Origin of the sequence: Echinicola sp. 20G (assembly GCF_015533855.1) — a bacterium.
In the GTDB taxonomy this organism is placed as follows: domain Bacteria; phylum Bacteroidota; class Bacteroidia; order Cytophagales; family Cyclobacteriaceae; genus Echinicola.
In genome coordinates, this window is record NZ_AP024154.1 from 1,167,389 (window position 1) to 1,190,950 (window position 23,562).

21 protein-coding genes are annotated in these 23,562 nt (G+C 38.8%); 17 read left to right on the forward strand and 4 right to left on the reverse strand.

From position 1 onward, the window contains the following. Positions 1–18: 18 nt before the first annotated feature. Both JL001_RS05120 and JL001_RS05125 read left to right on the forward strand, forming a co-directional pair. A complete protein-coding gene (locus JL001_RS05120) occupies positions 19–1,317 on the forward strand; it encodes a PepSY domain-containing protein (RefSeq protein WP_200975070.1) in 1,299 nt (432 codons plus the stop codon). Positions 1,318–1,340: 23 nt separating this feature from the next. Further along, a complete protein-coding gene (locus JL001_RS05125; protein ID WP_200975071.1) occupies positions 1,341–1,610 on the forward strand; it encodes a hypothetical protein in 270 nt (89 codons plus the stop codon). A gap of 60 nt (positions 1,611–1,670) precedes the next feature. On the opposite strand, the gene JL001_RS05130 is transcribed toward JL001_RS05125, so the two are convergent. Beyond that, complete coding sequence (locus JL001_RS05130; protein WP_200975072.1) at positions 1,671–2,909, reverse strand: enolase C-terminal domain-like protein; 1,239 nt, start codon at positions 2,907–2,909, stop codon at positions 1,671–1,673. 49 nt (positions 2,910–2,958) lie between these two features. After that, positions 2,959–4,557, reverse strand: a complete 1,599-nt coding sequence (locus tag JL001_RS05135; RefSeq protein WP_200975073.1) for a sodium/solute symporter — start codon at positions 4,555–4,557, stop codon at positions 2,959–2,961. Positions 4,558–4,973: 416 nt separating this feature from the next. Here JL001_RS05135 and JL001_RS05140 point away from each other — a divergent pair, with 416 nt between their 5' ends. From JL001_RS05140 to JL001_RS05175, 8 genes are all read left to right on the forward strand, one after another. Beyond that, on the forward strand, positions 4,974–6,587 hold the full coding sequence (locus JL001_RS05140; RefSeq protein WP_200975074.1) for a discoidin domain-containing protein: 1,614 nt from the start codon (positions 4,974–4,976) through the stop codon (positions 6,585–6,587). Positions 6,588–6,862: 275 nt separating this feature from the next. Continuing rightward, complete coding sequence (locus JL001_RS05145) at positions 6,863–9,805, forward strand: S9 family peptidase (RefSeq protein WP_200975075.1); 2,943 nt, start codon at positions 6,863–6,865, stop codon at positions 9,803–9,805. Positions 9,806–10,044: 239 nt separating this feature from the next. Next, the gene (locus tag JL001_RS05150) at positions 10,045–10,734 is read left to right on the forward strand and encodes a DUF4919 domain-containing protein (protein ID WP_236252961.1); all 690 of its coding nucleotides are present in this window, start codon (positions 10,045–10,047) and stop codon (positions 10,732–10,734) included. A gap of 145 nt (positions 10,735–10,879) precedes the next feature. Further along, positions 10,880–12,469 (forward strand): arylsulfatase, encoded by a 1,590-nt coding sequence (locus JL001_RS05155; protein ID WP_200975077.1) that lies wholly within the window; start codon positions 10,880–10,882, stop codon positions 12,467–12,469. 117 nt (positions 12,470–12,586) lie between these two features. Beyond that, entirely contained in the window at positions 12,587–13,108 is a 522-nt protein-coding gene (locus tag JL001_RS05160; protein WP_200975078.1) for a hypothetical protein, read from the forward strand. Between the two features lies 1 nt (position 13,109). Further along, positions 13,110–13,661, forward strand: a complete 552-nt coding sequence (locus JL001_RS05165) for a YfiT family bacillithiol transferase (RefSeq protein ID WP_200975079.1) — start codon at positions 13,110–13,112, stop codon at positions 13,659–13,661. A gap of 11 nt (positions 13,662–13,672) precedes the next feature. Continuing rightward, a complete protein-coding gene (locus tag JL001_RS05170; RefSeq protein ID WP_200975080.1) occupies positions 13,673–14,173 on the forward strand; it encodes an SRPBCC domain-containing protein in 501 nt (166 codons plus the stop codon). A gap of 21 nt (positions 14,174–14,194) precedes the next feature. Continuing rightward, the gene (locus tag JL001_RS05175; protein ID WP_200975081.1) at positions 14,195–14,869 is read left to right on the forward strand and encodes a DNA alkylation repair protein; all 675 of its coding nucleotides are present in this window, start codon (positions 14,195–14,197) and stop codon (positions 14,867–14,869) included. A 13-nt stretch (positions 14,870–14,882) separates the two neighbouring features. Here JL001_RS05175 and JL001_RS05180 read toward each other — a convergent pair whose 3' ends face one another. Further along, on the reverse strand, positions 14,883–16,091 hold the full coding sequence (locus tag JL001_RS05180) for a histidinol-phosphatase (RefSeq protein ID WP_200975082.1): 1,209 nt from the start codon (positions 16,089–16,091) through the stop codon (positions 14,883–14,885). A 237-nt stretch (positions 16,092–16,328) separates the two neighbouring features. Here JL001_RS05180 and JL001_RS05185 point away from each other — a divergent pair, with 237 nt between their 5' ends. Continuing rightward, complete coding sequence (locus tag JL001_RS05185; protein WP_200975083.1) at positions 16,329–16,595, forward strand: hypothetical protein; 267 nt, start codon at positions 16,329–16,331, stop codon at positions 16,593–16,595. A 136-nt stretch (positions 16,596–16,731) separates the two neighbouring features. Here the strand turns inward: JL001_RS05185 and JL001_RS05190 are convergent, their stop codons facing one another. Further along, a complete protein-coding gene (locus JL001_RS05190; RefSeq protein ID WP_200975084.1) occupies positions 16,732–17,796 on the reverse strand; it encodes a copper resistance protein NlpE N-terminal domain-containing protein in 1,065 nt (354 codons plus the stop codon). A gap of 134 nt (positions 17,797–17,930) precedes the next feature. Between JL001_RS05190 and JL001_RS05195 the strand changes: the two genes are divergently transcribed. From JL001_RS05195 to JL001_RS05220, 6 genes are all read left to right on the forward strand, one after another. Then, positions 17,931–18,500: a Crp/Fnr family transcriptional regulator gene (locus tag JL001_RS05195; protein WP_200975085.1), complete on the forward strand. Its 570-nt coding sequence runs from the start codon at positions 17,931–17,933 to the stop codon at positions 18,498–18,500. A gap of 60 nt (positions 18,501–18,560) precedes the next feature. After that, a complete protein-coding gene (locus JL001_RS05200; RefSeq protein ID WP_200975086.1) occupies positions 18,561–18,983 on the forward strand; it encodes an SRPBCC domain-containing protein in 423 nt (140 codons plus the stop codon). A gap of 32 nt (positions 18,984–19,015) precedes the next feature. After that, positions 19,016–19,483: a YdeI/OmpD-associated family protein gene (locus JL001_RS05205; RefSeq protein WP_200975087.1), complete on the forward strand. Its 468-nt coding sequence runs from the start codon at positions 19,016–19,018 to the stop codon at positions 19,481–19,483. Positions 19,484–19,698: 215 nt separating this feature from the next. Continuing rightward, positions 19,699–21,546 carry a sulfatase gene (locus JL001_RS05210; protein WP_200975088.1) on the forward strand — a complete coding sequence of 616 codons (1,848 nt, stop codon included), beginning with the start codon at positions 19,699–19,701 and terminating at the stop codon, positions 21,544–21,546. A 19-nt stretch (positions 21,547–21,565) separates the two neighbouring features. Next, positions 21,566–22,459 (forward strand): LysR family transcriptional regulator, encoded by an 894-nt coding sequence (locus JL001_RS05215; protein WP_200975089.1) that lies wholly within the window; start codon positions 21,566–21,568, stop codon positions 22,457–22,459. Positions 22,460–22,537: 78 nt separating this feature from the next. Further along, complete coding sequence (locus JL001_RS05220; RefSeq protein WP_200975090.1) at positions 22,538–23,521, forward strand: YeiH family protein; 984 nt, start codon at positions 22,538–22,540, stop codon at positions 23,519–23,521. Positions 23,522–23,562: the final 41 nt, after the last annotated feature.

The following is a 23,562-nucleotide window of genomic DNA, read 5'->3' on the forward strand; positions in this document are numbered from 1 at the left end:
TTTTGAGTTTAACCAGCAATGAAAAACAAGCTACTTTGGAAAATACATAACTGGATCGGCCTCTATTCTGGAGTCGTCATCGTATTTCTCAGTATCACAGGTGCTGCTGCACTATTTAGGCCAGAAATAGATCGCGCCTTAAATCCTAAATTGACCAAGGTAGTTCCTCAGGAAAAAAAAGCCTCCCTAACAAAGGTGGTAGAAGTTATTCTTTCAGAACACCCAGACAAATACCTATTCGAAATTGAGCTTCCCAAACCTTATCTGGATACTTGGAATATCCGACTTATGCCGAAGGAGAAAAAAGCGCTTTTCCCTATGATTTGGGAAGTCTTTGTCAATCCTCATACGGGAGAAATATTAGGCGAAAGAAACTATTTCGAATCATTCAGTTATTTTCTCAGAAACATCCATGTGAGACTGTACGAAGCAGCCTATGGAAGACAGATCGTTGGGTTGGCAGGGCTTGCGCTTTTGATATCCACCATTACTGGCTTCCTCATTTATGGTCAGTTTATGAAAAAAAGATCCTTTGGAGAGGTGAGAAAAAAGAACCTGAGGATCCAGCAAGCTGACTTGCACAAATATATCGGTATCGCTGCACTATTATTTAACTTGATGATCAGCATCACAGGAGCTTGGCTGGGACTTCAGGTCTATCTGATGGACGCTTTTGACATGAATATCCCCAGCCAATATGTAAGAGAGAATAAACCTTTGGGCAAAGAGCAAGACACTGCTTTTGCTTTGGATTTTGATAAAGCCTATTCAACCAGTAAATCAGTTTTTCCTGAAATGACCCCTTGGATCATCAGGCCCACCACAAATGGGGAAGGCTTAATTCATATATACGGTGATATTTCAGGACAAACCTACGAAAGACGATCCAACAAACTGGTGTTGGATAAATTCAGCTATGCCACCGAACAAAAGTACAATATCAGCGATCAAGACTTTGGAGCAAAGCTGTACTATGTCCAAGAAGCCTTTCACTTTGGAGACTTCGCCGGCCTTCCACTTAAGGTACTTTATTGTATTCTTGCCTTTTCATCTGGCTTTCTCTCATTAAGCGGTTTCATTATCTACCTGGAGCGTATCAAAAAGAAAAGAGAAAAAAAAGAAAACCAAACACCTTTAAAGCCGCTCTTGGTAAAATGGACTGTGGGAATGTTGGCTTTTATTGTAATTATTGCTGTCTTGAGCACCAATTTCGGGATTGGTGTGCCATCCTTGTTGGTTACTATTAGTATCTATGGATTTCTACTGTTCATGATTCTAAAAGGCCTATACAAATTAGTGAGGAAAAAGAACATGTAATCTCAGGCACAAAAAACTCCTGTATGAAAAAACAAGTCGATTCTGTCAACGAAAATTACTTGATCCCAGCACTATTGGCCTTTGGTCTGTTTGCTTTGGTAACTGCTGTTTATTTCTTTTCACAATGGTCAAACACTCCATTAGAAATGAAAGAGCTCCCACATCTTCAAATGAACATGATCAGCTTTTCTATCCTTTCGCTACTCTGCTTTTACCTAACATTTCTTAAAAAGCGTTGGTTGAGCATTATAGGCTTAACCATTGGCTTAGCATACAGCTTTTTCTATCTCTAAATAACAAATGCGTAGCCATTGACTACGCATTTGTTATTTCTATTTAGCTTTTCATTTAAATCAATAGTATTTCAAATCACTGCTCATGCCTGGTTCTTGAGGTGTCTTATACCTTCCATCTACAATTTCAACTGGATTAACAAAATAATCCTTGAGGTGAGGAATGTGCTCCAATAACAGTGCTGGATGATCCATGCTAATATGATTGAACAAAACCAAATGTTGGTGAATCTGTCCCATATCTCCCACATGAGGAACAACAGGCACATTGAACTTTTTAGATAATAAGCTGATCAAAATAAACTCTGATACACCACCTACCCTAACTGCATCCACCTGATTAAAACTCATGCAACCGGATTGGAGGTAGTTTTTAAAGATGATTTTATTTGGGACATGTTCTCCCAAAGCAATATCTACCGGTACCTCTTTAGCCAAGGTGACATGGGCCTGTACATCATCGGGATGTGTAGGTTCTTCTACCCAATATGGGTTTAGTGGGATTAACTCTTTACATATTTCAATAGCCTGAGGCAGGTCCCACTGTTGGTTGGCATCAAACATAATAGTGGCTTTATCCCCAGCAATTTCCCGTACCATCTTTGCCCTGCGTATATCTCTCGCGGCCTCTTTGCTACCTACTTTCAGCTTCATGGCAGTAAAGCCCATATCCATGGCCTTTTTGATATTGGTAGCTACTTGATCATCTGTATAGTTAAACCAGCCAATTGAAGTATCATATCCAGGGTATCCTAATTCCAGGATCTTCATGCGTTCAACGGTCCCTAATTTTTTCGCATTAAGCAGTCTTATGGCCTCTTCTTTATTGAGCACATCCTCCACATAAGAAAAATCAAGGGTACCCACCAACTCTTCTGGAGACAGCTCAATCAACAATTGCCACAAAGGAACCCCTTTGGACTTAGCCCAAAGGTCATAACAAGCATTTACTACAGCGGCCAAAGCAAGATGAACAACTCCTTTATGAGGGCCTAACCAACGGAAATTGGGATCATCCATCATTTCTTTGTAGATCTTCCCAAATCCATGCATCATTTCATTAATTTCCTTTCCAATCAAATGCTTGGAAAGATACGAAATGGCCTCTTTGACCAAATGGTTTCCCTCTCCTAAAGTAAAGGCCAAACCCACCCCTTCCAGGTCACCGTCTGTTTTCAATCGACAAACGGCATAGGCATAGGTTGGGTTAGTATGAACAGCATCTGAACCTGCTCCTCCTTTGAGAGGGAAGCGCACATCCTCAGCTATACCTTGCTTAATTACAACTGACTTATTCATCTAGAATTTATTTTACTTTGGTTGCTTATGACTAAATATGTACCATGCCCTAATAGAAAATGATATAGATGACAATCATCACCACCACCAGCAAAGCGCTGAGGTAATTCACCATTTTTGAAGAATGCTTGACATGGATATAAAATTGCTCCGGAATCTCCTGAGGCGACTTATCTAAATAGGATATAACTCCGTACATGATGGAAGAAAACACAAAGAAAAGATAGGTTTGCCTTAACCAGTTCAAACCAAATCCATCTGTACTGGATATGTAATTTTCAATTCCATGGATTGGGATATATTTTTCCACTATAAACACTACAGCAGCAAAAAGGCTCCCTCCTAATAAGGTCCAAAATGCTGCATTTGCCGTGCCTTTTCTTGACACAACTCCCCAAAGGAAAACAGTGACTATAGATGGAGCGAAAATGCTAAACATCTGATTGATGAGTTCGAAAATGGCTCCCAAATTACCCAAGAAGGGAGACCAAATAACCGCCATGACCAATACCAAAACTCCCGTGATTCTCCCGATTCTTAGCTTTGCCTGATCAGACAATTGAGGCTTTAGCTTTTCGAACACATCAAAGACAATTAGTGTAGAACAGCTATTTAGAGCCGCTGCCACACTACTCATCACTGCTGCCAATAGCGCTGCAATCATTAATCCTTTTAAACCAACCGGCAAAAGGTTAACAATCATGATCGGAAGTACATTTTTGGTTTCATTGCCTATTTCATCTTTGAACAAAGCAAAAGCCAAAATCCCAGGAACAACCATGATGAACACCGGAAGTATCTTCAAAAAGCCAGCAAATAAAGCCCCTAACTTTGCTTGTTTCTCAGATTTTGCACCCAAAACACGCTGGACAATGGTTTGATCGGTACACCAATACCAAATCCCCAATATCAAATGGCCCAACAGCATGTCCATAAAAGTAAAGCCAGTTTTGGTACTGTTAAAACTTACCGCTTTTAAACGATCAGGATCAACAGCCTCCTTCAAGGCCTCATAAGAATGGATTCCCACCTCTGGAAGTTGGCATATTGCCAATACCGTGATGGATAATGAACCTAGGATTAAAATGACGGTTTGCACGGTTTCAGTAATCACCACAGAAGTAAGCCCTCCGATAATGGTATAAATCCCGGTCGCTATGGCAATGATGACAATGGAAACCATTATATCCAGTCCGAAAATCTTTTCAAAAACCACTGCACCAGCATAGAAACTCACTCCAATATGCATAAACAAAGCAGCCAGTATGCTGAAAATAGCCAATACTACACGTGATCTGCTGTCGTAACGCTGTTCCAAAAATTCAGGCAGTGTGGATATTTTGGTCCTTAGAAAAAACGGGACAAATACAAAAGCTAAAATGATCAACTCAAATGAAGAAAACCATTCAAAATTTCCCCACAAAATCCCATCCTTATAACCTGACTCCGCAAACCCAACCAAATGGACCGTGGAGATATTTGAAGCAAACAAACTTGCTCCTATCACCCCCCAAGTCAATGACTTTCCTGCCAAAAAATAACCCGAGCTGCTATTCTTACTTTTCCTACCAAACCATAAACCGACCAGTACTACTAAAGCAATGTAGGCTATTGTGATGATGAGATCGATATAGGATAGTGTTTCCATTGGAAGTTATTCAGGTTTGTTGCTAAATCTTGTCAACCGGTTTCCTTCAGATCATGCCTTGGAACTGATTGACAAGCTTAAGGTTGATCAATATACAAACACTAGGCCTAAAGACCTAATACATGTTTAATTTTCTTCAATTTCTTCTCTAGATCCAAAAGAACAGGAGACGAGAAATAAAGAAACGAAACAAAAAAATTATTAAAATCGAAAATATTTTTCAATTGACATATTCTCAATAATTAAATCATTTTTTGCTATTCGCCAACAAACTAAATCGTTTAATCTGAGAATATGTTTAAAAAAAGCAAAAATTATATAACCATATCCATATTGATTATGTAGATACAAAATTTTCATTTTATTGGTTTCTTCCCTATTATTACTCCTGACTAACCTTTTAAAACAAATTTATTATGATCAAGAAAAATTTACGTTTTTCTAGACTGGCGGGCCTATGCCTTTCAGCAGTTACCCTCCTCGGATCTTGTGAGGATGCGGACATGGTCGGATCAGAGAGTCCCGACATTTATCAAAAAAAATTATCTCTTCCTCATCAAAAGCAACTTAATGTAATTTACTTCCTTCCAAATGACATGGAACCACATTTGGACTATGAGAGAAGACTTTCCGGTGCGTTAAAACACATGCAAGGCTATTATGCACAACAATTGCTTTCTCATGGTTTTGGCAACAGGTCATTTGGCTTGGCGGAGCATGACAGTATTCCTGATTATGTAAAAATCAAAATCATTCATGCCGAAAACGATCACCTTTATTATCCATATTCTAACGGAGGTAATAGAGCAAAAAGAGAAATTGAAGCTTATTTTGCCGAGCACCCTGAGGAGAAAACCAGTGAGCATTTCTTGGTATTCATACCTAAACATGACGATGGAACAGGTGTTCCCTTCTATGGCCTTGGTAAGTTTGCCTTTACTCGTGACTATGAAGGTGGTTACGATATGGACAAATGGGTAGAGGGCGTAGGCTTCCCAACCATCGATGACAAGTGGATCGGTGGAACCATCCATGAATTAGGACATGGCCTTAACCTCCCTCATAACCGTCAAAAAGTTTCCGATAACTTCACGGCCATGATGGGCAATGGTAATAGTTCTTACTGGAAGTCACCAAACAGCATCAAATTCACCAAAGCTTCTGCATTGATCTTGCGATATAACGAACTGTTTACCAACAATGCTCCATTTGAATTCTATCAAGAAGCTCCTGAAGTAGAGATCAAGCATCAAAGAATTTATGCGGATAGTGAGTACTTATATGTACAGACAAAATTCACAAGTTCTGTTCCGGTAAAAGGAGCTATTGTTTACAATGATCCAAAGACCAATCCAAATGACGCAGATTATAACGCCATTACTTGGGCAACACGTGACATCATCCAAACGACCAATGCAGATAGTGTATCTTTCAAAATGGCGCTAAGTGATATTGATGAGAACTTTAAGGAACATCCTTTCTCTTTGAGATTGGCATTGGTTCATGAAAATGGCAGAATTGTTAAGAATTCCTATCCTTATAATTTCGTTAATGGAATACCAGATATTGACGTAAATGACATCACTTTTGATGACTACGATAGAACTGACTGGTCAGTAGCAGGTTTCTCTTCGCAAGAAGAATATGCCGCTACAGGCGCACTACCAGGATTAGCAGAATACATACTAGATGGGGATTATGATACTTTCTGGCATTCTGGTTGGAAAACCAACCCTCCAAAGCATCCGCACTGGATTGCTATTGATATGAATGAAACCAAAACTATTCACGGTATTTCTGTTGTTCAAAATCAAAAAAGTACCAATGGAATGTTAAAGGATTTTACTTTGTACGTTTCTAATGACAATGTAAACTGGACTACTGTAGGTGACTTTACTGCTACCAACTCCATGAGCCGTCAGCAAATTGTCTTGGATACGCCGGTAGCTGCCCAATACTTTAAGATCCAAACTTATAATTCATATGGCGGCACCAATGCCAACAGAATTGCAGAAATAGCAGCATTCTAAATTAAAAAATGCTTTATCCATATAACACAGCCCAATGAAAATTTGGGCTGTGTTTGTTTTTTATATTCATTCCAAAACTTATTCCGAATCATTTCTGAATACACCAATCTCTTGGCCTACTTTCAATTTATTGAACCGTTCTTATAATTATATTGATGCTGCCATCATTTAAAGCCCTAAATTTAATGGTTTAGGTCAGCCATTAATAAACTTGCCATTCAGGGATTTTGACTTCAAAAGTAGAAAAGAATATGAACCCCATAAATTACAATTTCATGAACAAACGTTTTTCACTGTTTCTCCTTTGTGTATTGATGTGCATGCACGCTTTTGCACAGGAAGAAAAAGAAACACCTTCTAAAGAACGAAAACCCATTTCTTGGGAAGAAATTTCCAATTGGGAAGCTTTGGTCACCGGCAGCGGACAAGTTTCACCAGATGGAAAATGGTTTTCATACACCCTCAAAGAAGTCGAAGGTGATGGCAAACTGATCCTTGAAGCCACTGATGATACCAAGAACAAAAAAACATACCCAATTGGCGATACTAGCAGGCCCAGAATGGACTTTTCTGAAAATAGCAGATGGCTTGCGTTTATAGAATATCCCAATTTCAAGGACAAGAAAGATAAATCCAAAGCAAAAAAGCTATTCAATAAGCTTATTTTGCTTGACCTTAAGGAAGACAAGAAAGTGGTCTTTGAAAAAGTACAAAGCTTTACCTTTAACAATGACGCAAGTTCAATTTTGGCCATTAACCTCAGGAAAGAAGGAGGCAGTGGCAAAGGTTCTGATTTGCTGATCTACCATTTGGAAAATGACACCAAACAAAATATTGGTAACGTTTTGGAGTTTTCCTTCAACAAATCTGGAAAATACCTGAGCTACACAGTCGATGCAGCCAATCAGTCTGGTAATGGCATTTACTTGTTTGATGTTGACAACAACCGTACTCATGTACTTGAAAGTGATGAAGCAAGCTTCAAATCTATCCATTGGACAGAAGAAGGAGATGGTTTCGCTGCACTCAAAATGACAAAGGATAAAAAGTACAAGCAAGAGCTAGGTGCTGTGATAGGTGTTAAGAATCTTTCCTCTCCAGAAGTAATTGTCTACAACCCCAAAGAAGACAGCATTAGCTTTCCCGACAAATACACCATTAGCCCGAACCAAAGGCCAAGCTGGTCTGATGACCTTAGTCAATTATTTTATGGTATCCATGATTTAGAGTTGGCCAAAAAGCCTGAAGAGAAGAAGCCTGAGGTAAACAAGGATTCTTTAAAAGCGCTGGAAACTGAAAAAATTGCTTCATTAAGAGCTGACACGACCATTAAATCAATGGCCGATCTGAAAAAAGCATTATCCAAAATAGAAAGAGCAAATGCCACCCCTAAAAAACAGCCTAACAATGCCGATAAACCTAATATGACCATTTGGCATTGGAAAGATGATCAATTGCAATCAAGACAGGAAAAGTTGGAAAGCAGTGAAAAGAGAAAGAGCCTTTACGCAGTTTACAATACGGAAAACAAAAAACATACAACGCTTCAAGACAGTACCCTTTCCGATTTTATGGTACTGCCAAAGCAGCATTTTGCCATTGCGTCTGATGCTAAACCTTATGAGCTTCAAAGCAACCTGACCGGAAAAAGTTATAGGGATTTTTACATTATCGATATTGAAAGTGGAGAAAAAACTCTTTGGAAAGAAAAGTTTTACATCCCTTCAGGAGCCAGCACTCCTAAGGCCTCTCCTGATGGTACCAAATTTTTGTTTGCAGTAGACGGGGATTTCTTTGTTTATGACCTGATCACAAAGGAAGAAATTAACCTTACCGCTGACATGGAAACTACATTTGTTAATACGGATGATGACCACAATGTCACTAAGCCAATGAACTATCCTATTGGTTGGGACAGTGAAAGTAAATATGTCTTGTTAAAAACTGAATGGGACATTTGGCAGGTACCCGTTAATAAAAAGAAAAAGGCCTTGAACTTGACCGTTAATGGTGAAAGTACCCAAACGCGCTATCAAGGAAGATTTGGAATTTACCCAGATGAAAAAGGAATAGACCTTAGCAAAAAGCAATATTTCAGAGCATATGGTGAATGGACAAAGAAAAGTGGTGTCATTAGCTTGGAAGGTAGCAAGTCAGGCCTAAAACCTGGACCAAAAGTATTGGTTTGGGAAGATGCCATGATTGGTCAGTTCACAAAAGCAAAAGCTGCTGATGCATTTATATACTCTAAAGAAACCTATAATACACCGCCTGCTTATTTCTTGACCAATGCTTCCTTTGAAAACCCTGAAAAGATAACTGATGATCCCAAGAAACTAGAAGAATATACTTGGTCTTCTGGCGTGAAACTGGTGGATTATGTTTCTGACAAAGGGGTTAAACTCCAGGGAGCCTTGTTCCTTCCTGCCGATTATGAAGAAGGCAAGAAATACCCAACCATGGTGTACTATTATGAAAAGCTTTCTTCTGGCCTACATAACTGGACTTCTCCTGATTTTGGCAGAACAGGATGGAACCCTAATGTGTACACGAGTAATGGTTACGCAGTATTTATGCCGGACATCACTTATACGCTGGACGATCCAGGCATGTCCGCCGTTTGGTGTGTGATCCCTGCCGTCAAAGCCGCCATTGAAACAGGCATAATCGACGAGGAAAACATCGGTATACATGGACACTCTTGGGGTGGTTACCAAACTGCTTTCTTGGTTACCCAAACAGACATGTTCAAGGCAGCAGCAGCGGGGGCAGCCCTTACCAATATGATTTCCATGTATGACCTGATTTATTGGAACTCCGGTAATGGTAATATGGCCATCTTCGAATCATCTCAGGGAAGATTTACTGGTGGTCCTTGGGAAAACTGGGAATCTTATGAGCGAAACAGCCCCATTTACCATGTCAAGGACGTTAATACTCCGCTATTGATGTTGCACAATGACAAAGATGGTGCAGTGGACTTCACCCAGGGATTAGAATACTATAATGCACTGAGAAGGTTACAAAAACCCGTCGTGATGGTGCAGTACAAAGGTGAAAATCACGGTATTGCCAAATTGGAAAACAGAAAGGACTACAGTGTCCGTATGATGGAATTCTTTGACCATCACCTAAAGGGCAAACCAGCACCAGAATGGCTTGAGTCAGGAGTCAAAGCCATTGATTTGGATGACCACTTGAAAGAAAGAGCTTTTTAAAACTTAATCAGTTGATTAGCCAATGGGTTAAAATTCTTAGGAGCTTTATCCCATTGGCTTTTTTTAATGTCAATTTTTTTTGAACTTACTGTTCATGAGCCCTTATTGATAGAACATTTACCAAAAAATGGAATTGATTTACCAAGTTTGATGTTATTTTTCAACTATTCCATTATTCAAATTACTTGAGGTAGCTCTAGTGAAACAGGTTTGACACATTATTAGATTTTTAAGTTTTGATGAAGAAGATTGGCCTACTTTGTATATTAAGCCTTATGGCTCATTTTGCCTATTCCCAATATTGGGAGTTTGAAAAGCCGGACTATGAGCAAATCAGAACGCACATCAATGATGATCATTCTGATTTCCATTTTCCAAAGTTAATGACAAGATTTTTGAAGGCTGATAGCACTATGAGCCTTGAAGAAAAAAGGCATTTGTACTATGGGTTTGTATTCCACGAAGACTATTCACCCTATGGCATCCCCAAATACAAAGATAGCTTGGAAACTGTACTTCAGAAGACCGAACACAATCATACAGATCTGAAGAAAATCATCCAATATGGAGATTCTATTTTGGCAGAAAACCCTTTTGACCTGACGGTAATGAATTACCAGCTTTATGCATACGAAAATTTAGGAGATTCTTCGAATTTTCAAGCCAAAATAATTCAGATGGAAACGGTTTTTGATGCACTGTTAAGCTCTGGAGATGGAGCTTCGAAAAAGACCGCTTTCTATGTGATCGATACATCCCATGAGTATGATTTAATAGATGTCCTTGGTTTTAAATTTGAAGGACCTCAAAGTTTAACCGAGCATTTTGATTACTTGAAAGTAGCCAATAATGACATTGGACTGGAAGGTATGTATTTTGACATCAGCCCTTGCCTAAATTCACTTTCAAAAAGTTACAGCAAAAAATGATGCTTTAGTTGAGATTATAAAGAGTAAAGGACCCATGTGCGTATATCTCTGGAATTCGCATTGGGCAAAAGTCTAAATGCTTCATATTCACAAGAATTAACTTTGGAAATATTTGATTTTTGGGGCATATGGTCTAAATTTGATCATGGCTAAAAAATCTCTTATTTTCATTTTTGTAGTTAAAATCATAGTATTATTCCTTGTTGGATTCAATAATTTACCGGAAAAGGAAAAACATCCTAATATAATCCTCATTTACGCCGATGATTTGGGGAAAGGATTATTGAGCCATGAAGGTCAGAAGTATATCAGCACTCCCCATATAGATCAATTAGCCAAAGAGGGAATAAGATTTACCAATGCCACCGGAAGTATGTTATGTGCTCCGGCTAGGGCAGCCTTGATATCAGGACTGCATGACTGTCACGAGGAGGCTTTTGAAGTGAGCAGAGGACAGCTTTACAAAAACATCAGTACGGGAAAATACACACACGAGGAAATTGAAAACATGATCAATCAGGGATTGAGCCCTATTCCATCAGATCAAACTTTCCTTGGCCAGATTGCTCAAAAAGCAGGTTATAAAACTGCTCAGTTCGGGAAACTGGAATGGGGTTTCTCGGCCTCACATCATCAAATGAAAAGACATGGTTGGGATCATTACCTAGGATACCTTGACCATAATAGGGCCCATGGATTTTACCCTCCTTTTCTTTTTGAAGATGGCCAAATGATACAAATACCTGGCAACACAAGACTGGATTGTGGCAAAAGTATAGAGATGGAAACACCTGCTGCCTATCAAGAAAGATGGGACATGACAGGGAAGGAAACGTATTCCCAAAATCTTTTCATGGAGAATGTTTTAGCGTTTATCAGATCAAATAGGGAGAATCCTTTCTTCTTGTACTTTCCAACACAATTGCCACATGGTCCAGTGGCTATTCCCAAAGTACATCCAGAGATTGCCAAAATAGATGAGCTCACCCAAATCGAAAAAGAGTATGCCTCAATGGTCAAACTTTTGGATGACAATGTAGGCCAGATCATGGCTGAACTGGAGAAACAGGGGATTGCGGAAAACACCATGGTTATTTTTACTTCAGATAATGGCCACGAAATCTATTATACACAACAGGATAGAGTCCTCAAACCCTACACAAATATGGAAACGGGTGAACGCTTTGACAACCTTGATCATAAATATTACAGTGAGCTGGCAGGTGATATATTTGACGGAAATGATGGTAGGGCTGGAATGAAAAGAAGTAACTTGCAAGGAGGATTGGAAGTGCCTTTGATCGTAAACTGGCCCGGAAAAATAAAGCCTGGAAGCAGTTCAGATCTTTTAGTCACCAACTACGATTTTCTTCCTACATTAGCCGCAATAGTCGGTTTTGAAGAAAAATTCACTACAGATGGAGTTTCCTTTTTACCCACTCTTTTAGGAAAAGATCAGCAGAAAAAACACAAGTATATAGTTCATTCTTCCTTTGAGGGACCTACCCTTATCACAAAGGAGGGATGGAAAATAAGGTATTTTATACAAAAAGATACCTTTGAACTGTTTTACCTTCCTGATGATTACAAAGAAACTCAGGACTTGTCTGAACAGTATCCGGATAAACTTGCTCATTTGAAATCCGAACTACTCTTGGCTTGTGATGGAGACTTTAAAAATGGTTGGTATAGATCAGGTGATGAGATTAATGTGGAAAAGAGTTCTAACTTATAATCACCCTTACAATTACTTGGAAAATCCATTCAGATAATAGGAGGACGTAAAGTGTCTCCAATTTTCTCCTGAGTCATATTTTAGTTAAATTGATGATTAGATCCAAATCATCAATTTATGATAAAGCACCTTTTTATATTATTGCTTTCAGTGATGATCTGCCAGCTATCTTTGGCTCAATCCCAAGATTGCTCTTGTTGCTCTGAGGAGCATCAACAGTTTGATTTTTGGCTTGGAAGCTGGGATGTTTTTGATCCTTCAGGGAAGAAAGTTGGAGAAAATATCATAGTTAAGTTGGAAAATGGCTGCCTCATCCAAGAACAGTGGACAGGAACTAGTGGTGTAACTGGAAGGAGTTACAATTTTTATGATCCCTCAGATGATTCTTGGAATCAAATTTGGGTAGATAATCAAGGCAATAACCTCCAGCTTAAGGGAAAAGCCCAACCTAACAAAATGATACTTAAAAGCAGCCCTGATCGGAATGGCCAAGGCCAAACTATCATTAACAGAATTACCTGGACGCTAAATTCAGATAATACCGTAAACCAGATTTGGGAAGTTCTTGATAAAGACCAGAACGTCTTGCAAACAGCATTCAATGGTATTTACAAAAAACAAACAAATAAACCCCACTAAGATGACCACAGAAGAATTAGAAAAACTCAAGTATCCCATCGGGCCATTTTATGAGCCCAAAAACATCGATGATCAACTAATCCAAACATGGATCGAAGCTATAAGTAGCTTTCCGATTAGAATGAAAGACCTCACCGAAAAATTAGGTTCAGAAGAGCTCAATTGGAAATATAGACCAGAAGGCTGGTCCATCAAGCAAGTTGTACATCATTGCGGCGACAGCCATCTTAATAGTATTATTCGATTCAAACTAGCCCTCACTGAGGACACTCCATCCATCAAACCTTACCACGAGGCAAAGTGGGCCGAGCTTGAAGATTCATTAGAAGATGATATTACTTATTCTTTGAAATTGCTGGAGGGGCTTCATCATAGATGGGTAAAATTGCTCAAAAGTTTGTCCAAAGAACAGTTGAAAAGGACTTTCTATCATCCGCAGCAGCGTCGGGAAATCAATCTTGCAGAGACGATTGGTATCTATGCATGGCATTGCAATCACCACTTGGCTCATGTACGTCAAGCATTGGATGCTAAAGGAGATTATAACATTTAAATTTAATTATTATGGCCAATCAAAAATTCGACTGGAGCAAATTTACCATAAAAACCCCGATCAAATCGGATGTGAAGGCCATCTATGAGGCATGGACCATTCCATCCAAAATTGAAAGTTGGTTTTTAAGATCAGCTGTATTTCACAATCCACTTGGACAACAAAGAAAACCTGATGAGACCATAAAAGTAGGTGATCATTACCAGTGGCTTTGGCATGGCTATCCTGATGAAGTCATGGAGAAAGGAGAGATATTGGAAATAAATGGAACAGATTTTCTGAAATTCAGATTTGGTAAGGTTGGTGTCGTGAGTGTAAAAATCAAAGCAGATGAAGGTAAGTCCATTATTGAGCTAACCCAAGAGGATATCCCACACTTTGATGCCACTGAAGAGAACTTCCATGTTGGTTGTAAAACAGGTTGGACATTCTATCTGGCCAATCTCAATTCTATCTTGCAGGGTGGAGTAGACCTTAGAAATAAAGGAGATAACGAAGCCTATATGGATTGATATTTTATTTATCTTTCCTTGATGCAAGCCTATATTAGAACTTTAGAAGACGAATTTAAGCGCCATGCCAATGGGGTAATTGCCCGTGGACAAAAAGCTTATATGAAAGATCATTTTGAATTTTTAGGATTAAAGACCCCGTTAAGACGAAATATTCAAAAGCCATTTCTAGAGAAATCAACCCTCCCCAAAAAAGAAGACATTCCAGAACTGGTTGAAATCCTTTGGAACAAACCAGAAAGAGAGTTTCAACTTTTTGCGCAAGAGCTTGTCGGAAAATACATCAAAAAGGTAGAAAAAGCAGATATTGACCTCTTTGAGTACATGGTTATCCACAAATCATGGTGGGACACGGTGGATTTTATCGCAGTGAAATTACTGGGCAAATACTTTTCTGTCTTCCCTGAACAGACCCAATTCTATGTGGATAAGTGGTTGGACTCAGGAAATATATGGCTTCAAAGGTGCGCATTGATTTTCCAGCTCAATTATAAAAACAACCTGGATACCAAACTGCTTTCGCACAGCATCCATTCCCTTCTTGGGTCGAAGGAGTTCTTTATCAACAAGGCCATTGGCTGGATTTTGAGACAGTATAGCAAAACCGACCCTGCATGGGTACAGCAATTTGTGGATAACACAGCATTGGCAAATTTGAGCAAAAAAGAAGCTCTCCGATTGATAAAAGCCACTTAGTCAAATACTATCTTTATTCCATGACAGGTTGTGTCCAAGCTGTTTCCACATCTCCAACTTGATAGGGGTTTTCTTTAGGTTTAGAAGAAACTATTTTAGCCCTTACATACAAGTCATCAGCTTGTAAAGTATAACTGGCTTGCAAACCATTTTCCTCTTTCAGCAATATACCGGACTTCTCTGGATCCGACTTTTTTGTTCCAAAAAACTGAACGGTATAGGAAACCCCTTCTTCTTTCTGAATGAAAACCTCCAATTTCCCATTTTTAAAAACTATATCCTCCAATACCACTCCGGTACTGGCGTAAAAATCACCTCTCTCCATGGCCTCCACCAAAGCATCTGGGCTTAGTTCATCGGCCCGGACCATTACCCAGCCCCTACCTGGGTTACTGTTGCTTCCATTGAAAACATGATAATTATGCGCATCATCCACTGCCAAGCCATAAATCAAAGGCTTTTCATCTTTCAAATAAGCTACTTGTACCATATCCCAAAGCACCTCCATACTTGGTCGCAATGAATCACCATAATTATTCACCATAGGGTGTCCATTATACACCTCAAAAAACCTCTCTCCATTTAAATCCATAATATCCTCTGGAGTGATGGCCCAGATAAAGTTAGGATGGTTGATGTGCATAAACATGGGCTGGCCTATAGAATCTCTTTGCGCTTTCACTTTATCTAAATTCCGCTGCAACACGTCAGATACGGAACTGCCACCTTGAGGCTGCAAGACATGCTGGATATTGGTGACATTCATATGTAAAGGCTTCTTGTCGAAGCTATCGCTGATTTCTTCAGATTGTACAATCAGAAACTCTCCCTCCTCTTCAAACATCTGCCGGTATTCTTCTAAGGTTTTTAACTTTACTTCTATTCTTCCGGCACTATCTTCACGATATTCTACCCACTCATCTCCATACTTTTTGAAGTACTTCTCAAACGCCATTTCATGAGTGGGTGACTTAGGTATCAATTTCCATCTCTCTCCTTCTGCTAACGTATTATGATCGGAAAGTACCGCAAAATCATAGCCATGCGACTTATACCAGTCCATAATCATTTCCGGATAATCATCTCCATCACTCCAATAGGAGTGCGTATGAAGGTTTCCTTTATACCAAACCTTGCTGCTTCCTGCTTCCTCTTTTGTATTAGGAGTACAGGATAATAAAAAACAAAGACCAAGTAATAACTTTAAAAAACAGAAGCGCATAATCCTGATGTTAGTTTGTATAAACTTAGAATTTTAATCAGAACCACATAAGAATTAAGGTGTTAAATAAATTTGATGTTTTTAGACCAAAAACAAACTAAATACTTATTTAATCAACTATTTATTTAGTATATTGAATTGATTTCATCACAAAACCTTTTAATCATGAGAATTGTAGGCATTTTTATCCTAACCGTAATCTTTTCAGTTGGTTTTAGCTGTTCAAGTGAGAGCCCAATGAAAGAAACTAAAACCAAAGACCAAATCGCTGTCCAAGTCAATTCCAACCAGCAGATACGCGTCAATGGCGAGCTATGTTCATTGGAGGACTTTTCTAAAATTGTCGAAAAAGCAAAAGAAGAAATCGGTAATAAAGAAATTTTTGTCAGCTTGACCGTTGGAGACAATGTCAAAATGGGCATCATCGCTGACATCCAGTCCAGCCTAAAAGAACTTGACTTAAGAAAAATACTTTACCGCTCAGGTCTCACAAACAAATCATAATCTTAGAATACTTTTTAAACTTAGTTGGTGATCATGGCTGAAACTTAATAACAACAATTAGACTCTGCTAGCTTTGAATACCAATTTACAAAAAGGTCCTGAGTATGTACTCAGGACCTTTTCTTACTTAGTTTTATTAGTCAATCTTTTTGAAAACTAATTCATCTTCTTCATTACTTAAAGTCAAACGACCTTCGCTGATTATAAAATCATAAGTTTGATCGTTCAGCTTTTTTAAAAAAACACCTTCCTTCTCCAAATTTGGACAGGCCATTTGAGTGGAAACCACTTTCCCGAAAGTAACCTTTTGATTCTCTACTGTGATGTTTCCATTTATCCTATTACAACCTCCAAAACCATAGAACCGGTTTTCCATCAAATTAAATTCTAAATTGGGTGACTTTCCTTCCTTCATAAAAACCTCACCGTTTATGCTTTCCAAGGCCCAAATATCATTTAACCTATAATCACCTTGGTAATCCCCACAACCTGAATATTCTTTATATTCCTGTTCATCACCCACCTTCACTCGTACAGTCACTCTATGTCCAAATTCTTTTCCTGACATCGTATCTTGACAGGGTGCTTTAAAAATAGTAACCTGCAAACTCCCCTTTTCGGTCTCTGCTCTATATGCTACCGCATTTACATCCTGGGGCCTTACTGGCTTGGTAACAGGAACGGTTATTGGTTCACCCTCCATAGGCTTAAAAGTTATATTTTTGTGAAAGTCCATTTCCACTGACCAAAAAGGTTCATTCCCACTTGCTTTGAACCCAACAAATGACTTTTCCTTTAGCTTCATGTTAAAATTCTCAGGTTTTTTGGAGCGCAGTTGATAAAGTGCTGCTGTACTACCTTCTATGACATTTCCGGATTTATCCAACATCAAAATACCTTCCTCATTAACTTTAAACTGTCTCATGCCTTCCGATGTGGGCTTATCTGAGAGCGTAATCATACCATCTGCACCCATCACAAAGTTTCCTTTATGCTCACTTACTTCCGAACTCCTATCCTGATAAATCATTTTCTCAATATAACTAGCGTCTTTTTCCAAGGTCAGTTCATAACTGATTCCAGGACAATCAGCACAAGGCAAAACACCATAGTAAGTTCCTGTCGGTACTTCTTTCTTTTCTGAGGCACAACTGGCCAAAACAATTAATCCAAACAGGCACAAATAAAGTAAATTCTTCATGATTCAGTTTTTTATTACATGTATTATTTAACAAAACCTGAACCAAACTTGATCCCCATTGGAAAATGTTTTGTTAAAAATGCTTAACATATTACAAATCATTATCTTCATTTGAAGTAAAAACCCCGATAGCAATGCATACCCTTCAACAATACATTAAGACTTACTTTGATTTAAAAGCTAATGACTTAGAAACGCTTGCATCGTTGTTTATTAGTGAAAAACTTTCAAAAGGGGAATACTATCTTAAAACCGGAAGCTATGATTCAAAATTAAGTTTTATCAAAACAGGGCACCTCAGAATATTTGATTATATCAATGCCAAGGACATTACACAATGGATTTCATCACCTGGTGACTTTGTCACAGATTTACAGTGTTTGATATTTCAAGGTCCTGCCAGAAAGAATATCCAAGCCATTTCAGATTGTGAACTGTTCACCATCACCAAAACCAACTATCAGCGACTTCCGGATATCATTCCCAAATGGCATGAAATTGAGAAAATATTCATTGCAAAATGTTTTATGACATTGGAGGATCGTGTTTTTGGTTTTCTTTCCCTTTCCGCCGAGGAGCGGTTTCAACACCTTTTCGATTACAATAGAGAACTTTTTAACCAAGTCCCTCTCCATCAAATTGCTTCTATGTTAGGAATGAGTCCAGAAACCCTGAGCAGAATTCGCAAAAACTTGAATTCTTGATTTAGATCAAGAAAAACCTGCTCGGAGTAATAGACCTTTGGATAATAAAACTTATCCAAAATGAAAATAGAAACACACATTCACATCCAATCCACACCTGAAAAAGTATGGAATGTTTTAATGGACTTTGAAACTTATCCACAATGGAACCCTTTTATTAAAAGCGTAAAGGGCAAGATTCAATTAGGTCAAAGAATTACAGTGGACCTTCAAGGAATGACTTTCAAACCCAAAATTATAAAGTACCATAAAAACCGCTCTTTCTCTTGGCTGGGTCAGCTTGTCTTCAAAGGGATTTTTGATGGACAGCACAGCTTCGATATAGTAGAAAATAAAAATGGAGGTACAGACTTTATCCACAGTGAAAAGTTCTCCGGACTGTTGGTGCCACTCCTGAGAAGTAAACTTCTTAACGAAACTTTGCCTGCTTTTGAACTGATGAATAAAAAGCTAAAAGAAAGGGTAGAAGCTATGTCAATTTGATAAATTTATACTAGACCTTTATCATTGATTCCATGCAAGAAAAAAAGCCTCTAGTTGATAAAACATTCCTATTAAGCAAATTCCCTGGTAAAGGCGGCTGGACCTACACCATTATCCCTGAGATAAAACCAGCAAAACACACTCACTTTGGCTGGGTGACTGTCAGGGGCAGTATTGATGGTTATCCTTTGGAGCACTATAAATTAATGCCCTTTGGAAATGGCCAGCTTTTTCTTCCTGTAAAAGCTGCTATACGAAAAAAGATTAAAAAAGAGGCCGGTGATCAGGTTAGGGTCATTCTCCATTTGGATGAAACTCCCCTTAAAATCCCTAATGAACTTCTAGAGTGCTTTGATTACGAGTCCAAAGTGGCCCTTGATAACTTTCATAGACTTCCAGAATCAGAGCAAAGAGCTTACATAGATTGGATTTATGCTGCAAAAAAAGAAGAAACCAAAGCAAACAGGATTGCAAAAATGATGGAAAAACTTCTGCAATAGCTGCTCAATTCTACTCTCCTATCAAGAGCGATCACGACAACTAACCGAAAAACAAGTATTTGATACTTTCATCAAACAATTAATAAGCAAAAGAAGTTAAATGCCTATTTTCATTCTAACAGTTTCGCTGAAAACATAACTCTCAACCGAATTGGTTATCAATTGAGTTTTAAAGCATTTTAATTATACAATAATCCCATAGTAAGTTCTAACTCATGAATTCATTTTTCCGAAGAATCGTTTTAATCCTATTCATTGTCACAATATCCTTTTTGGAGGCCTATAGCCAATCGAGGCCCAACATTGTGTGGATAACTTCTGAAGACAATTCCAAACATTACCTTTCTCTATTTGATTCAAATGGGATATCCACACCCAATATAGAGCGATTAGCAGCTACGGGCCTGGTCTTTGACCATGCCTTTTCTAATGCCCCCGTTTGTAGTGTTGCAAGGTCTACACTAATTTCTGGCTGCTACGCCCCGCGCGTTGGTGTTCAATTTCATCGAAAGCTTCAAAAAGTCCCCTTACCTAATGGACTCAAAATGTTTCCAACCTACTTAAGAGAAGCAGGATATTACACGACCAATAATGCAAAAGAGGATTACAACTTCATCAAAAATGATGGTGTCTGGGATGAATCTTCCAATAAGGCTTCTTACAAAAACCGAAAAGAAGGACAACCGTTTTTCCATGTTTTTAACATTGCCATTACCCATGAAGGGAGTCTCCACTTTGATGAAAACATAATGGATAAAACACCACTCGACGAACTACCAGAACCTGGCAGATTGCAGCCAAACCATCCTCAAACCGAACTTTTTAAATACACTCGGGCTCGTTATCTATCCAAAATTCAGGATATGGACAAAAAAGTAGGGGAAGTAATCAATGAATTGGAAAAAGATGGACTCCTTGAAAATACATTTATTTTCTATTTCGGGGATCATGGTGGTGTGATGCCAGGTAGTAAAGGCTACTTATATGAAACAGGACTTCATGTTCCATTAGTTATCCACATTCCTGAAAAATATGCTGACCTGGTAAGTTATCCACAAGGTAGCAGGGTAACTGACTTTGTGAGTTTCGTAGATTTTGCCCCTACAGTTCTAAAATTGGCAGGATTAGAACTTCCTGAACATATGGATGGTAAACCTTTCCTAAATAAAAAATCTACCCCTACAAGACAACAAACTTTTGGTTACGCAGACCGCTTTGATGAAAAGTATGATTTGGTACGCTCCCTAAGAAGTGGTAAATACAAATACATTAGAAATTATCAACCCTTCAACTTCGATGGATTGATGAATAATTACCGCTATCAACAAAAAGCTTATGAAGAATGGTGGGATTTATATCGCGGTGGAAAACTAGATAAAACCCAAGCTAGTTTCTTTAAATCGAGACCGGCCGAGATGCTTTTTGATGTGAAACAAGACCCATTCGAAACCAACAACCTAGCGCAAGATCCAGCTTACAGAAAAATTCTACTTTCCTTGCGTCAAGATCTTAGGGAATGGGAAACATCCATGCCTGACTTATCTTTCTATCCGGAATTTTATCTGATCAATTCAGCTTTTAACGATCCCGTTGAGTTTGGAAAGTCTCATAAAAAGGTAATACAACAATATATAAAAATTGCAGATTGGAGTTTGGAGGATTATGATGAAGTAAAAAATTCCATTTCAAAAACACTTGATTCTTCTGACCCTTGGGAAAGATATTGGGCCTTAATCGTGGCGAGCAGCTTCGGTCAAGAAGCGAAAGAGATGCAGGTTACGATAAAAAGTATCGCGCTAAACGATCCAGAAAAAATCAACCGAGTGAGAGCCGCGGAATTCCTCGGCCTGCTAAAACTAGAAAATCCAGCTCCAATAATGCTCCAAGCACTGTACAATTCGTCAGACGGAAATGAAGCTTTACTGATTCTTAATTCAATCGCACTCATGCAAGATGGATCTGGTAAGTATGCTTTTGATATCGACACCAATAAAATCCATGATGAAGTTAAAAGTAACGAAGAAGTAAAAAGAAGACTATTATATTTAGTGGATCAAAACTAAATTCTTTTACTTTAAAGCGATGCTGGACTTTAGATTACAGGTATTTCACACGGTGGCCAAAAGGCTAAATTTCACCAAAGCCGCAGAAGAACTGTACATCACGCAGCCTGCTGTTACGAAACATATTCGGAACATTGAAGCGCACTACCAGGTCAAGCTCTTCCACCGACAGGGAAGCAAAATTTCACTAACCCCTGCAGGAAAAGCCCTATATGAAGGCGCTGAAAAAATCCTTGGTATCTACAGGAACCTAGAATTCGAAATGAATAATTTTGCCCAATCCCATCGAGGAGAGTTGAGGATTGGTGCAAGTAGTACAGTGGCTCAATATATCTTGCCTCCAATCTTGGCTTCTTTCAGGGAAAAGTTTCAGGACATTCAATTAACCCTTACAACTGGAAACACAGAACAAATTGAAAAACTGCTAAAAAAGCAGCAAATTGATCTAGGGATTATTGAAGGATTTTCCAAAAGTACATTCTTTAAGTATACCGAATTCATCAAAGACGAACTTGTCCTAATTGCAAGAGTTAGCCATCCCTTAAAACATAAAGAAAGTCTGAGCAAAGAAGAATTGCTGGATGTTCCATTACTCCTGAGAGAACCTGGCTCGGGCACCTTGGAAGTTATCTCCCACAGTTTAAAAGGGCAAGGAATCAGTCTTAGCCAACTTAAAAAAGAAATGCAACTGGGCAGCACAGAAAGCATAAAGCGCTATCTGGTCAATTCCAACGCTATGGCCTTTCTTTCCATTTTCACTGTTCTGAAAGAACTTCAACAAAACGAATTCATTATTATAGATGTGGATAACCTCCATATTGAACGTCATTTTTTCTTTATTCAAGCTCATGGAGAAAAGGAAAACCTCTCTTCCTTGTTTATGAAATTTGCCCTTCATCATAACTTGAAGTAATCGGTCATTCCGAAAAACAATTTCCTTCACGCTGTTTGGTTCCCCATTTTTGTATTATCCCAAACAGGAGTTATTGAAATGGAAAAAATCAGTCAAGCTTTCAGAAACTTAATCCAGTTACAATCCTTTCTAGATCGTACTTTTAGCTTTCGTGAAATTCTCTTCTGGCTAGTAAGCATTTCTTGCCTATTCCCTATCATCTCTGCCCCCTTAGCGCTATTATTAGGACTATTATTTGCCAACTTTATTGGATTCCCAATGGCCAATAATAAACAAAGGACAACTGATTACCTTTTACAATTTGCCATTGTAGGTTTAGGCTTTGGCATCAAAGCGGATGAAGCTATTGCCGTGGGCAAACAAGGCTTTCAACTTACGCTGGCAAGTATCTTTATCACACTTATTTTGGGATGGATACTTGGAAAACACTTCAAGCTGGACAAAAAAATAGCCTTTCTAATCTCTGCGGGCACGGCCATTTGCGGAGGTAGTGCCATTGCAGCAGTGTCCCCAGCCATCAAAGCCAACAAAAGTCAAGTTTCTGTCGCGCTAGGAACCGTCTTTATTCTTAATTCTTTGGCATTATTTGTCTTTCCAGTTGTCGGCCATGCTCTTGGGCTCAGCCCAACTCAATTCGGTACCTGGTGTGCCATCGCCATCCATGACACGAGCTCAGTGGTAGGAGCAGCCAGTCAATTCGGTGAGCAAGCATTAGCTACTGCCACCACAGTCAAACTCGCACGTGCACTTTGGATCATCCCAGTTACCTTAGTAGCGTCAATGGTATTCGGAAAAGGTCCAGGAAAAACCAAAATCCCCTATTTCATTGGCCTGTTCCTATTGGCCATAGTTGCCAACACCTATTTTCCATTTGTCGAAAAATACAGGGTGCAATTTATCCAAGTTGCCCATGCAGCGATGACCTTGGCCCTCTTCTACATTGGTTGTGGTCTATCTAAAAAAATACTTTTTGCAGGTGGAATAAGAACATTTGTTCAAGCCGCTGCCCTATGGATAATTATCTCCAGTACAACACTCTGGGTTGTCACTTATTATTTTTAAGGGTAAAAAAAGGGTACTGGAAAAACCTATACCCTTTCTCT

Bases quoted from the DNA above. Each gene is read 5' to 3' on its own strand.
- JL001_RS05120 (WP_200975070.1), top strand. From the start codon at position 19: ATGAAAAACAAGCTACTTTGGAAAATACATAACTGGATCGGCCTCTAT.
- JL001_RS05125 (WP_200975071.1), top strand. From the start codon at position 1,341: ATGAAAAAACAAGTCGATTCTGTCAACGAAAATTACTTGATCCCAGCA.
- JL001_RS05130 (WP_200975072.1), bottom strand. From the start codon at position 2,909: ATGAATAAGTCAGTTGTAATTAAGCAAGGTATAGCTGAGGATGTGCGC.
- JL001_RS05135 (WP_200975073.1), bottom strand. From the start codon at position 4,557: ATGGAAACACTATCCTATATCGATCTCATCATCACAATAGCCTACATT.
- JL001_RS05140 (WP_200975074.1), top strand. From the start codon at position 4,974: ATGATCAAGAAAAATTTACGTTTTTCTAGACTGGCGGGCCTATGCCTT.
- JL001_RS05145 (WP_200975075.1), top strand. From the start codon at position 6,863: ATGAACAAACGTTTTTCACTGTTTCTCCTTTGTGTATTGATGTGCATG.
- JL001_RS05150 (WP_236252961.1), top strand. From the start codon at position 10,045: ATGAAGAAGATTGGCCTACTTTGTATATTAAGCCTTATGGCTCATTTT.
- JL001_RS05155 (WP_200975077.1), top strand. From the start codon at position 10,880: ATGGCTAAAAAATCTCTTATTTTCATTTTTGTAGTTAAAATCATAGTA.
- JL001_RS05160 (WP_200975078.1), top strand. From the start codon at position 12,587: ATGATAAAGCACCTTTTTATATTATTGCTTTCAGTGATGATCTGCCAG.
- JL001_RS05165 (WP_200975079.1), top strand. From the start codon at position 13,110: ATGACCACAGAAGAATTAGAAAAACTCAAGTATCCCATCGGGCCATTT.
- JL001_RS05170 (WP_200975080.1), top strand. From the start codon at position 13,673: ATGGCCAATCAAAAATTCGACTGGAGCAAATTTACCATAAAAACCCCG.
- JL001_RS05175 (WP_200975081.1), top strand. From the start codon at position 14,195: ATGCAAGCCTATATTAGAACTTTAGAAGACGAATTTAAGCGCCATGCC.
- JL001_RS05180 (WP_200975082.1), bottom strand. From the start codon at position 16,091: ATGCGCTTCTGTTTTTTAAAGTTATTACTTGGTCTTTGTTTTTTATTA.
- JL001_RS05185 (WP_200975083.1), top strand. From the start codon at position 16,329: ATGAAAGAAACTAAAACCAAAGACCAAATCGCTGTCCAAGTCAATTCC.
- JL001_RS05190 (WP_200975084.1), bottom strand. From the start codon at position 17,796: ATGAAGAATTTACTTTATTTGTGCCTGTTTGGATTAATTGTTTTGGCC.
- JL001_RS05195 (WP_200975085.1), top strand. From the start codon at position 17,931: ATGCATACCCTTCAACAATACATTAAGACTTACTTTGATTTAAAAGCT.
- JL001_RS05200 (WP_200975086.1), top strand. From the start codon at position 18,561: ATGAAAATAGAAACACACATTCACATCCAATCCACACCTGAAAAAGTA.
- JL001_RS05205 (WP_200975087.1), top strand. From the start codon at position 19,016: ATGCAAGAAAAAAAGCCTCTAGTTGATAAAACATTCCTATTAAGCAAA.
- JL001_RS05210 (WP_200975088.1), top strand. From the start codon at position 19,699: ATGAATTCATTTTTCCGAAGAATCGTTTTAATCCTATTCATTGTCACA.
- JL001_RS05215 (WP_200975089.1), top strand. From the start codon at position 21,566: ATGCTGGACTTTAGATTACAGGTATTTCACACGGTGGCCAAAAGGCTA.
- JL001_RS05220 (WP_200975090.1), top strand. From the start codon at position 22,538: ATGGAAAAAATCAGTCAAGCTTTCAGAAACTTAATCCAGTTACAATCC.